General features: G+C 45.1%; 11 protein-coding genes. 6 read left to right on the forward strand and 5 right to left on the reverse strand.

Annotated elements, in window-relative coordinates:
* The first annotated feature begins 154 nt into the window (after positions 1-154).
* The 6 genes from TTER_RS01295 (at position 155) to TTER_RS01320 (ending at position 8,587) form a co-directional block, all read left to right on the forward strand.
* A complete protein-coding gene (locus TTER_RS01295; protein ID WP_012874218.1) occupies positions 155-1,321 on the forward strand; it encodes a hypothetical protein in 1,167 nt (388 codons plus the stop codon).
* Between the two features lie 17 nt (positions 1,322-1,338).
* Positions 1,339-2,562 (forward strand): outer membrane protein assembly factor BamB family protein, encoded by a 1,224-nt coding sequence (locus TTER_RS01300; RefSeq protein ID WP_012874219.1) that lies wholly within the window; start codon positions 1,339-1,341, stop codon positions 2,560-2,562.
* A gap of 117 nt (positions 2,563-2,679) precedes the next feature.
* Positions 2,680-3,633: a carbohydrate ABC transporter permease gene (locus TTER_RS01305; protein ID WP_012874220.1), complete on the forward strand. Its 954-nt coding sequence runs from the start codon at positions 2,680-2,682 to the stop codon at positions 3,631-3,633.
* 24 nt (positions 3,634-3,657) lie between these two features.
* On the forward strand, positions 3,658-4,581 hold the full coding sequence (locus tag TTER_RS01310; protein WP_012874221.1) for a carbohydrate ABC transporter permease: 924 nt from the start codon (positions 3,658-3,660) through the stop codon (positions 4,579-4,581).
* Between the two features lie 128 nt (positions 4,582-4,709).
* Entirely contained in the window at positions 4,710-6,242 is a 1,533-nt protein-coding gene (locus TTER_RS01315; RefSeq protein ID WP_012874222.1) for an extracellular solute-binding protein, read from the forward strand.
* Between the two features lie 95 nt (positions 6,243-6,337).
* Complete coding sequence (locus TTER_RS01320) at positions 6,338-8,587, forward strand: spermidine synthase (RefSeq protein ID WP_012874223.1); 2,250 nt, start codon at positions 6,338-6,340, stop codon at positions 8,585-8,587.
* Between the two features lie 69 nt (positions 8,588-8,656).
* On the opposite strand, the gene TTER_RS01325 is transcribed toward TTER_RS01320, so the two are convergent.
* The 5 genes from TTER_RS01325 to TTER_RS01345 are packed head-to-tail and all read right to left on the reverse strand — an operon-like array spanning position 8,657 to position 13,793.
* Positions 8,657-9,985 carry an L-fuconate dehydratase gene (locus TTER_RS01325; RefSeq protein ID WP_012874224.1) on the reverse strand — a complete coding sequence of 443 codons (1,329 nt, stop codon included), beginning with the start codon at positions 9,983-9,985 and terminating at the stop codon, positions 8,657-8,659.
* A 49-nt stretch (positions 9,986-10,034) separates the two neighbouring features.
* Positions 10,035-10,787, reverse strand: coding sequence for an SDR family NAD(P)-dependent oxidoreductase (locus TTER_RS01330; protein WP_012874225.1), 753 nt, complete (start codon positions 10,785-10,787; stop codon positions 10,035-10,037).
* Positions 10,788-10,793: 6 nt separating this feature from the next.
* On the reverse strand, positions 10,794-11,636 hold the full coding sequence (locus TTER_RS01335) for a fumarylacetoacetate hydrolase family protein (protein ID WP_012874226.1): 843 nt from the start codon (positions 11,634-11,636) through the stop codon (positions 10,794-10,796).
* A 16-nt stretch (positions 11,637-11,652) separates the two neighbouring features.
* Entirely contained in the window at positions 11,653-12,627 is a 975-nt protein-coding gene (locus TTER_RS01340) for a C-terminal binding protein (RefSeq protein WP_012874227.1), read from the reverse strand.
* 2 nt (positions 12,628-12,629) lie between these two features.
* Positions 12,630-13,793, reverse strand: a complete 1,164-nt coding sequence (locus TTER_RS01345) for an extracellular solute-binding protein (protein ID WP_012874228.1) — start codon at positions 13,791-13,793, stop codon at positions 12,630-12,632.
* Positions 13,794-13,802: the final 9 nt, after the last annotated feature.

Below are 13,802 nucleotides of genomic sequence, written 5' to 3' on the forward strand. Positions count from 1 at the left end.
GTCGCTCCTTAGCTACACATATAGAAGATTCTAATCTTAACCCTCTGAGGTTAGACCCAAGAGCACATCTAGCTTTAGATGTGCTCTTAACTTTGTATGGATCTACAAGTAAAATCTGATAACCTTCTACACCGTCAGTTGGAGCCAGAAGCTAATGAGCGGTATAAGAGTAACCTCATATCAGGGAGTAGATCCAAGGAGATTTATTGCTGGCTTTTTGGCAGGAATAAGTATCGTATTATTCCTGCTACTCATCTTTGCGCTATTAGTATTTACTGGTGGCTTTTGGGAGACGCTCAGAGATGTCTCTTTCCAGATAAGGAGCGGACACTCATTCTGGAGCTTACTCCTCCAGTCGCTTAAGCAAACCCTACTGTCATTTCCATCTTACCTCTGGAGCGCCAGAAATGGTTTCTTTGTAATGGGAATATTAGGCATCATACTCGCCTTCATAGACGAGACAGGTAATAGATTGAGGTTATTATGGGCCGAAAATCTGGGTTTGGTAGTATTAGTAGCAATTTTATCCTTTTCCACAACTACTGGTGCTTTTATCTGGCAGGAAAAGGCAGTAGAGAGACTAGCCAACAATCCTGGCTTATTCTACGACCTGCGTAGCCTACTAGTATCAAATACTACTTGGCTGTTTATGGCTATACTTACATCTTTGGCATTTTCCTATCTGATATGGATATCCTGGATATGGTGGCAAGACTTCTGGTGCAGAGTTTTCGGCACACACAGACCTACTGGGGAGACTAATACAGCAACATCATTCGACACCTCAACTTACTCAAGAGGCAATAGTAGTTCAAAGATTGGTATAGCATTTGTCTTGCTTGCTGCTATAGCAACTGTAGCCCTTTTGAAAGCTTACTCTTATCACTCTTCCAAACTAATCACCTCAGAACTATGGATCACAAAGGACTCACCAAGAGGAGAAGTTTTATTTAGTTTCAAGCAAGATCCTGAATTTGTAGTAGCCTCCAATGTTGCAGGGAGAGGAAATGTTAACTTCGATGTTTTGACTAAGAATCAAAACTCGATAATCCAAAATAACACGATGAAATTATCCGAAAGTCCAAATAGCTATAGTAGTGTAAAGCTGCCCTTACAAGGCAATGCTCCTGGCGATTTCTTGGTAAAGGCATCTTTGATATCGGGAGAAGGTGGACTCATCAGGTTCGTAGCAGTTGATGGTAGCACCAGCTTGGCATTGGTATTAGCAGTTTTGATCGGTTTTTGTGTTTCACTAGCGATGACTTCTTTACTGGTGACCTTTTTATCTTACAGAGCAAGAGAATCTAAACACGCCCTATAAAGGAATGTCACTGAAAAATGATAAGCAAATTCGTTAGATCTGCATACTCACAAACTAAGCTGATTTTGTTCGGCATTATAGCTGTGGTTGCCTTACTATATGCAATCCTAAGAACTGGTTTGAGCTTTACCTTACCTCATGCTCTAACAGACGAGAAAAGCAAAATAACTTCTAGTAAATCCTGGCCCATGGAAGGATTCAACCCGGCTAGAACAAGAAGTGTGAACTATGAATTATCTCCGCCACTTAGACAGATCAAAGTAATATCCTTGAGAGATGATGTTGGCACAGGATCTCCACCAGCTATAGCAAACAACACTTTATTCATCGACTCTAACAAATCACTAAGAGCTATAGACGAAAGGAAAGCCAGAGAGCTATGGGCATTGCCCTTAGCAGGAGAATATCTATCACCAGCGCTATACAAAGGATTAGTGATAATTAGATCCGAGAGTGCAAATCAAGGCCAAGTATTAGCCTTAGATGTACAAACTGGGAGAATTAGATGGGCATTTCAACCTCGTAGAATAAGCAGCGCAAGTAATGACTACTGGGGAGGACACATCACGTCTCCAGTAATAGTGGATGACGAGGTCTTCATAGGAGCCGGGAAAGAACTCTACGCACTAGATGCGGGCACCGGCACAATCTTATGGGAATACGATATGGCAGATTATGTATCCTCATCTGCTGCAGTAGACAAAAACAAAGTTGTAATATCAGATGCCCAATACTTATATGCAATAGACAAAAACAATGGCAAGTTGATCTGGAAGACACCTATCAAGTTTTCAGTATTCTTTTCCCCAGTGATCGCTGAAGGATATATCCTAGCAACCAGTGACAAATCTATAGTTGTAGCTGATCTACAGAGTGGCAAGCAAGTGTGGACCAAGGCAATTGCAGGTGAAACACTGATACCAGTTGGAACAGATGGCAAACTAGCTTTTGCGAAATCATCTTGGACTCTGAGAGCTTTCGATTTGAAAACGGGAAGGGAACTTTGGGCTTATAAAGATGGCAACTTTGTCTCTATGCCTGTGATAACCAAAACTAATATCTTTGTTGTAAGTGGAGTATCTGCGCAAACCCACATAAGGTGTTTGGAGAAAAGCACGGGCAAAGTTTTGTGGAGCCTTTCCTATCCAAATTTATCGAACGCTTCCCCTGTGTTATCGGACGGCAAATTATACGTAAGAACCTCTAAAGGGCAGGTAATAATTTTCTCTCCTCAGGGGTAGAAACTCACCTAATAAGGTCTTGACAAGAGAAAAAAGTAGGCTTATATTTTGCTCCATCCTATGAGTCTAAAATTAGACCCATAGCTGGAAATAGAAACTGCTGAGGGTTAGGGTAGTATGGCTATGCTAGGTATATTGCCAAAGGGCAAACTTGCCCGTCGCGAAGCTCTCTGGTTTTGGTTCTTTATATCTCCATGGGTCTTTGGTTACTTAGTGTTTACTCTGGGTCCCATATTAGCGTCCTTTTACTTGAGCCTCACCAGGTACAATATTGCTTCTCCGCCTAAATTTATTGGTCTAGCTAATTATCAGCTATTACTACAAGATCCCATTTTTTGGAAGTCACTCAAGGTATCAGCTTATTACACCTTCTTGAGTGTGCCGCTAGGAATATTCTTCTCTCTAATGCTGGCAGTACTACTAAACCAAAAAGTGCCAGCATTAGGCGTATTTAGGACTTTATTCTATTTGCCTGCAATTCTGCCTGCCGTAGCAGCCACATTATTGTTTGTTTGGCTACTTAACCCTGATTTCGGAATCGTAAATTATGTCATAAGATCACTGTTTGGCACCAATGGTTTGATCCCACTCGGCTGGAATGGACCAGATTGGCTAGGGGATCCTAAATGGGTTATCCCTTCCTTCACGCTAATATCGCTATGGGGTTTCGGCGGTCCCATGCTTATCTACCTATCAGCGCTTCAAGGAGTTCCCACGCAGCTCTATGAAGCTGCCATTATAGATGGCGCGGGTAGAATCAAGCGTTTCTGGCACATAACTATTCCCATGATATCCCCAGTGATTTTGTTTACCTTCATTACTGGGATTATAGGGTCCTTCCAGGTGTTTACACAGGCCTGGGTAGTCAATGGAGGTACGGGAGCACCGGACTATTGGTCAATGTTCTATGTATTGTATCTCTTCCTTAATGCCTTCCGTAGATACAGGATGGGGACTGCAGCTGCACAAGCATGGCTACTTTTCCTGGTAATACTTGCACTAACCATTTTGTTCCTATGGGCTTCTAGGCGATTTGTCTACTACGAGACTTCTGAAGGTGGAAGGTTCTAAGTCCGTCGGAGGGGTGAGAAGCTAATGGCAGAGATAACTACTAGACCAACAGTTGCCAGGCCACAGGTAAATTTCTGGCAGAACAAGAAATTTCAAGATAGAGCCATCACTATAGGGGCTACTATTCTATGCATAATCGGGGTTATCATAATCCTGTTTCCCGTTGCATGGATGCTATCAACCGCTCTAAAGACCAGAGCGGAAGTAGCCAGGTTTCCACCTACATGGATACCAGCGGATCCTCAGTGGATAAACTTTAGGGATGCTCTCTTCTCTACTGAGAACCCATTCCCTACATACTTCAAGAACACTATGTTCTACGCCTTAATGGCTATGATTGGAGAAACACTCTCCTGTGCTTTCATAGCCTATGGGTTCGCACGCCTCAGGGCTCCGGGAAAGGATATACTCTTCCTGCTGGTACTAGCTACTATGATGTTGCCCTGGCAGGTAACTCTGATCCCGCAATATGTTATGTTCGTAAAACTTGACCGCATGCACTTTCTTGGACTTGACTGGATAAATAGTTACGCCCCCCTAATTGTGCCCAAATTCTTTGGTAGCTCCTATCTAATATTTATGTTGAGACAATTTTATAGGGGGTTGCCTAAGGATTATGAAGAAGCTGCCATTATGGATGGAGCAAACTACCTAAATATATGGGCTAGAATCATATTGCCTCTCTCTAAACCTGCGCTTGGAGCTGTAGCCATCCTAAGCTTCATGTATCACTACAACGACTTCATGGGACCATTGCTTTATATAAATGACAACGCAAAGTATCCCGTATCTTTAGGTTTGCAACAGTTCCGAGCACCTTTTGGAGGAACAGCTTGGCATCTATTAATGGCCGCCTCTCTTGTAACTGTGTTACCTCCAGTAATAGTCTTCTTTGTGGCTCAAAGGTACTTTATACAGGGCATAGTCATCAGCGGAGTGAAGGGCTAACACTTCGCTAGAGACTTGAGAAGGGGGTGATCGATCGGGTTGCCTTCTGCTATGCATATCAAAAGAAAGTGACAACTACGCTGTATAAACCATAAGCCTTCTAATTATTCGAAGGAGGGGTAGTGTTAATGCCAAAACTCACTAACTGGTATACCAAGTACAAATTTCCAGTTTTGTTTGTGTATCTAATGATAGTAGCGTTGATCATTGCTGCATGTGGCGGAGGAGCTGGATCTAACACCCCTACTGCATCGCAACCAGCAGCTAGTACAGGCGAGATGGGGGCTAGTAATACCCCAGTTCCAACCATAGTTGCTACACCACCTGCCATCGCAAGACAGGCCACAGGCGTTCCAGATATACAATGCAAGCCTGATCAAAAGCAACTAGTGTGGATGGTCCGTAATGGTCCGGTAGAGAACCAGTGGGAGGCCAATATAGTTCGCCCTGAGTTCCAGAAAGCTCATCCTGAGATATGTCTGAAGATTCTTAGCATAAACCAGGATGATATAGCCGTTAAGCGCCAGGCAATGATTGCAGCCGGCGAACCTCTACACGTTTGGTCGCCTAACTGGGGTGGTGATGGGTTTGCAAGCGACCGCATCCGTGGTCTAATCGCTGATCTCACCCCTTTAATTCAAAGGGATAATTTTGATCTTAGTGTGTTTGATCCGAACGTACTCAAGATCTATCAGATAGATGGGAAGACCTGGGCGCTACCTTTCCTGACTACAGGATCTTTCGTCTACTACAACAAGGAGCTCTTTGATAAAGCCGGAGTACCATATCCACCTACTAGTTGGGATGATACGAGTTGGACTTGGGATAAGTTCATTGCTACCGCTAAAAAGCTTACCAAGAACACCAACAACCTGAACAAGGCACAGTTCGGTGCAGCTAATGGTTTGTGGCCACCTGTTGATGCTATAGGAGCCCTATGGGGCTATTGGATTATCCCAGACGAAGCTCAACAGACTGGTTTCTCCGATGGTGTACAGGTTGTCAACGATAGAACCATAAAGGCCTTCCAGGCAATGCACGACCTGGTATACAAAGATAAGGTTGCTCCTAACAACGCTGCTGTGTCTGCTCTTACACAGTTAGGTGGAGTGTTTGAGTCTGGACGAGTAGCCATGTTCATGACTGGTGGTTGGGGGCACTGGTCATATCATCCGTTGATAGATGACCCGAACGGCTTCTGCTGGGGTGCAGCGCCTCTTCCAATGGGTACTCCCGATGCCAAGAGAAGAGCCGTGCTCTTCACGGATCCGTGGGTCATAACAGCTAACCTCTCCCCAGAGGAACAGGATCTCGCCTGGACCTTCATTAAGTTCCTAGTAAGTGAAGATCAGGCTCGTAAGTATATGGAAGCTACTGGCACTCCCCCAACGCAAACCAAGCTCATGCAGGAGTACTATAAGCAGTTCTCCAAGTGCATGAAGCCTGAGGATATGAAGGAAGTGTTTGAGGGTGCGTTCTCTCATGGTAGAGAGTCTTCTAACCACCTGCTGGTGAAGTTCGATGAGCTAAACCAGATCTGGGACAATGGTCTGGCAACTTTCTGGAACAATCCAAATGCCAAGGCCGAAGATGTCCTGAAGAAGATAGAGCCTCAGTTCAATAGCGCCCTCAAACGCATCAAGGCTGAAGAAGGTCAGTAGTGTTAGCTATACTCTGACAAATCATGTAGTGAGGAGGGATAATTGGAGCTTATCCCTCCTCACTCCCTTTAAGGCGTAATTTAGAAAGGGGTAGTATGAGAATAAAGGTCCGTGGGATCATATTGATAATGTTTTTTATGTCGGGAGTCACCTCGCTAATTTATGAGGTGAGCTGGTTTCGGCAACTCAGCTTGACCCTTGGAGTTAGTGCCTATTCAGCAGCGGCAGTGGTAAGTGCATTTATGGGAGGTCTAGCGTTAGGAGGTTGGTTAGGAAGCAAGATCATAAAGAGGGTCGACGCAATCAAATTCTATGCGTGCTTGCAATTACTAATAGCTTGTTGCGCTTTCCTTACACCTGTTGTTTTCAAGTTCATGCCTTCTATATACACCAGCCTATACAATGAGTACAATCCCGATTTCTACTTATTCAATCTTCTTAGATTTGGGCTAGCATGTATGGTCCTTCTTTGGCCGACTACACTTATAGGAATGACCTTCCCAGCGGTTAGTCAGGCTTATACGATATACAACCAACGCGGCAAAGATCTTGGAAGTCTCTATTCAGTCAACGCTATAGGATCAGTACTAGGAGCTCTATTATCTGGACTAGTACTTATAAGGCTCTTAGGCACTAGAGATACTATTTTAATTTCGGGAATTATAGATCTTATGCTAGCTGCGTTAGCTTTCGCTATTTCCTCTAGGATAGTGAAACAGAACAAGGACCTAAGAACACTTCAAGCTAATCCGCAAAATATAGATCTATATCCAAAGAGATTGGTCAATATAGCTTTTTGGGGATTTGCATTATCTGGCTTCGTATCCCTTGGCTACGAAGTAGTATGGTTTAGGATACTATCCAACTTCACACTCAACTCGGTATATTCATTCACCGTCCTTCTCTCAATATTTATTCTGGGACTATCGATAGGTAGTTTTCTAGCTTCAAGGCTAGTAGATTCTGCCAAGTCACCAATATCTGCTTTTGCAATTATCCAGCTTGGCATAGGGGTATCAGCAGTTTTATCTCTCTATGTATTCCACAGATTACCAACTATCCTACTTAGAATAGGTTTACCTTCCAGTGCTTTACAGGAGATAACCATCGAAGTCATAGCGGCTGCACTTACTATATTTGTACCCACAGTTCTCATTGGTGCTACTTTTCCTTTAGCAGCCAGGATCTATACCAATAGCAATGTGTATAAGATAGGTAATCCTGCCGGTAAGTTGTATGGAGCTAATACTGTATTTTCAATGATAGGTTCCCTAGTAGCAGGTTTCCTACTCATACCTACTATGGGACTACAAAAATCTGTTCTGATGCTAGCCCTAGTAAACATTCTCATAGGCATAGCAGCATTATTACAAATAAGCGATCCCCCCAAAATAGAAGCTTATGCTTTGCTAGGAACAGCAGCCATAGGAGCCTTACTTCTACCGCAGGGAGTTTTTCTAGGATTTAGAGAAGGCACCAACCCTTACCTCGTGTACTACAAGGAAGGTGTAGATGCCAACGTATCAGTATTCATAGTACCTAATCCGCCGCTGAAGATCTCGTTCGTCAATGGTAGAAACGAAGTGCCAACAGATAGATATAGCATGAGAGCTTTCTACCTTATGGGACACTTACCTGCATTACTCAAACCAGATGCCAAATCTGCTCTAGTACTAAGCTTCGGTAACGGCATAGCAACAGGAGCTCTATCCAGACACAAAATACAGCATATAGATGCTGTCGAGATAGTTGCACAACAAGTAGAAGCAGCCAGATTCTATCAACCTGAGAACAGAAACGTGTTGTCGTATCCTGGTCTGAATATAACAATAGAAGATGCTCGCAATTATCTACTCAGGTCAGATAAAAAGTACGACATAATAACTGCAGATGCTACTCATCCCACAAACAGTAGTAGTTGGGCCATGTTCACGCAAGAGTTCTACAAGCTAGCTAGATCTCACTTATCACCGGATGGTGTTATGGTGCAGTGGTTACCTATCCACGATATATCCAAAGAAGACTACATAAGTATCATCAAGACATTTCAAAGTGTGTTTCCACACACAACTCTATGGTACGTGGGCAGTACGCATACGTTACTTGTGGCGACCCCCCATAAGTTATCCACGCAGGAAGTTCTGGCTCTTGATTCGTTGATAGATAAAAGAGGCATAAGAGATGACTTGATAGACTCCAGAACTCTTGTTAGCAATTACCTAATGAATGAAGATCAAGTTAGAAAGTACAGTTCATCGGGTAGTATAGTCACTGATGATAAAGCCTTCTTCTTACCAGCAATGGACGACGGGGTCATATTGCAAAGTTTTCAATTAGCGAAATAGCTGTACGCAAGGTGGCCTATAGGACCTGTTATCAAGTAGAAGGGTCCTATAGGCCACACAAGTAGAGGATTACATAGTCTTTCTAGACTGGGATTCGCTTAGAGACCAAACTATTCCCGTGGGATATTGATATTGCTCCAGCGATTCCTTCTTCATGGTTATGCTGTATCCTGGCGATGTAGGAGGCATGTAATTACCATTTCTGATAACTACTGGATCGACAAAGTGCTCGTGAAGATGGTCAACGTATTCGAGCACTCTGTTCTCAAGTGAGGCGCTCACGTATATGTAGTCAAATATTGATATATGTTGAACATACTCACACAAGCCCACTCCACCAGCGTGAGGACAAACAGGAATTCCAAACTTGGCTGCCATGAGTAGTACAGCCAGCACCTCATTTACCCCTCCAAGCCGACAGGCATCAACTTGACAGTAATCAATAGCGTTAGCCTGCATGAATTGCTTGAACATAACTCTGTTGTGACAATGCTCACCAGTAGCTACACCCACAGGTGCTATCTCTCTGGCTATCCTGGCGTGCCCAAGAATATCATCCGGACTAGTGGGCTCTTCAATCCATACTGGATTGAATTTGGAAAGCTCCTTCATCCAACTTATTGCCTGGTCGACATCCCAGACCTGATTGGCATCCATCATTAGCGCACAATCATAGCCTATTATGTCCCTAATTAGGGATGCACGCCTTATGTCATCTTCAAGATTAGCGCCCACCTTCATCTTGAAGTGCGACCATCCTTCTTCCACGCATCTCCTGCAGAGAGCCGCAAGCTTATCATCAGAGTAGCCCAGCCAGCCCGCGGAAGTAGTGTAAGCGGGAAAGCCCCTCTCAAGCATCTCGCGTTCCCTTATGTGCTTAGTGGGTTCATTAGACTTGAGTATTTCAAGAGCTTCCTGGGGAGTGAGAACATCTCTGATATACCTAAAAGGAACACAGGACACTATTTGTTCTGGGGTCATGTCAACTAACAATTTCCAGAGGGGTTTACCCTCGGCCTTTGCATATAAGTCCCAGACAGCATTTACCAGCGCGGCAAGTCCCAGGTGTATAGCTCCTTTCTCGGGACCTATCCAGCGTAGTTGGCTATCACCAACCAACCTGTACCAGAAGGTACCCATATCCGAAGTTATGTATTCCAGGGTTAGCCCACGTATCAGGTAGCTGAGTGCTTGAATAGCGCTTACCACTATCTCATTGCCTCTACCTATGGTAAACGCTAAGCCGTGTCCTTCCAGACCATCAGGGCTATCGGTTTTCAGTATCACATAAGCTGCCGAGTAATCTGGAGAGGGGTTCATAGCATCAGAACCGTCGAGATTTCTAGACGTAGGGAACCTGATATCATAAGTCTCTATATCAGTTATAGTGACGGACACTTGCGGCACCTTCCTTACAAAGTGGATTGCAAAATTATATATGATCAGCCTATTTAGCCGTCATTCCACCATCAACTACCATGGCCGCGCCTACGATCGATCCGGCCTCATCAGAAGCCAGGAAGGCTGCCATGGCAGCTATCTCCTCAGGCATCACGAACCTGCCATGAGGCTGCCGTGCTTCCATAGCAGCTCTCGCAGCCTCGGGGTCAGGGTAATTAGCCGTTATGCGCTCAATCCAAGGCGTCAGAACGGTGCCCGGACAGATGCAATTTATACGCACACCTTCAGATATATGATCTATAGCAGCCGCTCTAGTAAGAGCCACTATACCCCCCTTAGATGCGCAATAAGCAGCCCTCTCCGGGACACCCACAAGGCCAGCCACGGAGGCAATATTTATTATGGAACCACCACCAGAATTCCGTATAGCCGGAATCGCGTACTTCATGCCAAGGAAGGTTCCTTTGAGGTTTATGGCTATTATGCGGTCAAAGTCTTCTTCAGATGTCTCGGTGGTGGTCGCAGCTACACCCACTCCAGCATTGTTGACCATTATGTCCAATCCCCCCCATTCGTCCACGACATGATTTATAAGTTTATGCACTTCTTCTGCTTTACTCACGTCAACCCTATAGGGCTTTGTGTTATCACCGAGCTCTTTGGCAACTATTTCTGCAGCTTCCAGATCTATATCAGCTATGACTACTCGGGCTCCTTCCTGAGCGAATCTGCTAGCAATAGCCTTACCTATCCCTGATCCGGCCCCCGTGACTATAGCCCTCTTACCTTCAAGCCTCATGGCTTATCACCTCGTCAATCTAGTTTTATCTGGTATGGTTATGACTCTATTGGTTAGCTGTATCTCACCCACCCTTACACGAACCTCATCGCCTTCTAGCAGCGTAAAGTCCTCATCGGGAACGATCCCTGTACCGGTCATCAGAAACACGCCGTAGGGAAAGGACATAGATTTGCCCAGATAGGCCACCAATTCTTTCAGGGTTCTTTTCATCTGAGCAGTATTAGTTTCGGCATCAAACACACAGCTGCCCGCTCTGTATATAGTGAGGCGTATATCAATGCTGCTGATCTCTCCCTCAGGGCTTATCTTGATTCCCCTGCCTATCGCACACGATCTCTCATAAACCTTGGCTTGTGGAAGATACAGGGGATTACTTCCTTCTATATCTCTCGACGACATGTCATTACCTGCAGTGTAACCCACTATCTCCATTTGGTTATTGATCAACAGCACCAATTCAGGTTCGGGAACATTCCAGGCGCTGTCAGACCTTATGCCAACAGTACCCTCATCACCAACTACCCTCCAGCCAATGGCCTTAAAGAACAATTCAGGTCTTTCTGCATCGTAGACATCATCGTATATATCACCCCTCTCGGACTCAGCCTTTCTTGCCTCGCGGCTTCTTAGGTAAGTCACCCCACTGGCCCAGACTTCTTGATTAGGTTCTATAGGGGCCAATATATGTCCATCAGCTTCTTGACCTGTGGACAGGCGGTAAAGCACCTCTTGTAAATTGGCGGCAGGAACCTGCATGAGCATCTCTAGTTTGAATGCCCTAGGCATATAGTATCCATCAAGGGCCCACCTAGGGCCGTCATCATCCCAATGTCGTGTAAGGATCATACCTAGTCTCCTATATTCAGCTTGATCTTTCTACTGGCATCACTACTGGATATAAAGGACTGCCATTCTTCAGAAAGGCTACTACATTCATGGCCCATTTATATCTTAGTTCCTTCTCGGACTCCTCAGAGTACCAAGCCACATGAGGAGTGATTATGATCTTTGGGTGATGGATAATGGGATCTCCAGCTACAGGAGGTTCCTTAGGTAGCACATCTAGAGCTGCACCTGCCAGATGACCGCTATCCAGAAAGTATATTAGATCCTCCATATTCACCAGCCCACCACGAGCAGTATTTACCAGGTAGCTTCCAACGGGCATCAGGGCAAGAAACTCTCTGTTGACCATGTTGCTCGTTTCTTTCGTTAGCGGCAGGTGTAAAGATACCACGTTACTCTTCATGAATAGATCTCTTAGATCTACTCTGTCAACGCCCTCTGGCCATGCGTTAGCAGGCAGATAGGGATCATAACCTATGACTCTTCCAAAAACATGCAACATCATGCTGGCCAGAGTTCTACCTATTCTGCCTAGGCCAACAACCCCCAAAGTTAGACTACTTATCCTGTGAATCTCCCCGGTCGAAAGGTAGTGCCATACCCCTTCCCTAACTTTCCTATCTAGGAAGCATACATGCCGCAGTAGGGACAAAATCATTGCTGCTGCATGCGACGCTACCTCGTGCACACCATAATCAGGCACATTGGCCACCCATACGCCTTTCTCCTTAGCTGCATCTAGGTCAACACTATCCACCCCCACCCCTGCCCTGCTTATTAACTTCAAATTAGGTAAGGCATGGATGACATCAGAAGTTATTGGAGCATACTGTACCATTAGCGCGAAAGCATCTCTAGCGGCTAGAATGACTTCTTCCGGTAACCTGCACTGAGCAATAGATACTTGACACCCTGCTTCTTCCAGCAAGCGCTGCTCGTCCGAGAGATCTGGATATTCTGCATCTGTTATAAGAACTTTATAGACGGACACCCTTAAGACTCTCCTCTGGCCGCAGCTGATCCCTCTTTGTTTATGTTCTCAAGAGCTTGGTCTACGTCTATATTCCCAATAAGCGCTTGTCTGACGTTCTGCCAGATAACGTCTTCAACAAATGGATAGTTTTTGTGTTTAGGCGGTAACAAGGCGAATTTGCTAGTTTCTTCCAGTAATGACCATCTTCTGCTCTGTAAGGTACCAGGTTCGCATTCACTCTCTGCATCTTCAAGAGAGTCCTGCCTCGCAGGCAAAGTCCCAAACCTGGCCTCAAAAGCCTGCGACTCTCGAGATGTTAGAAAACGCAGGAGCTCGACAGCAGCCGCTCTATCCTTTACTGTGACAGGTATGGCAAAGGTATGGCTGCTAGAGTAAACCTTGCGCCCAGCTACGCCTTGAGGATACATAGACAGGTCATACTTACCTACTATCTTGCTCAGTTTGGGATCTTCGTAAGTATAAAAGCCTCCAGGCCAATCGGTACTCATCGCCGCTAATCCCTCTCGAAAGCACTGGGCTACTTCGTCATAATGCCAGTCTGGAGTTTGTGGTGGAGCAGCTCGGGTGTAAAGATTCTTCAGCAAAGTGATAGCCCATTTGGAAGCCTCAGTAGTAGCATTTGGTTCTGGCAGTTCAGGATTGGGGAAAAGATTACCTCCGGCCATCGCAGTCAACTCGAAAAAGTGGCCGAATAACCCAGATTCCTTCCCAGGGAAGACAAAGCCATAGAAATCTTCCTTTCTAAGCGCCACCGCAAGCTCGTACAATTCTTCCCATGTTCTAGGAGGGGTACTTATCATGTCCGATCTGTAGTGTAGTAACTTGACGTCAAGATTCCTGGGTATACCATAAAGCTCCCCATTAATTCGTGCTAACTCCAGGGTCATGGGATTGAACTTAGAGAGTTCATCTATAGACCATACATCATCCACTGGGGTAAGCCACTGCATCTGACTTGGAGCATACTTAGTGTGGGTGGATATCAGGTCGTAATCTGCAGTACCCTCACTAAACTCCCTAGCAATCGTCCTGTTAAGCTCCGGATGAATAAGGGTGGCTACTATCTCTACCTTGATGTTGTGAGCATCCTCGAACTCCCTAAGGCGTGTGTAAAGAGGATCATACATGGGCCCACCCACAAACAATACTCTCAAGGTCTGCATTTTCCCCCT

This window comes from Thermobaculum terrenum ATCC BAA-798, from assembly GCF_000025005.1.
GTDB classification, from domain to species: Bacteria; Chloroflexota; Chloroflexia; order Thermobaculales; family Thermobaculaceae; genus Thermobaculum; species Thermobaculum terrenum.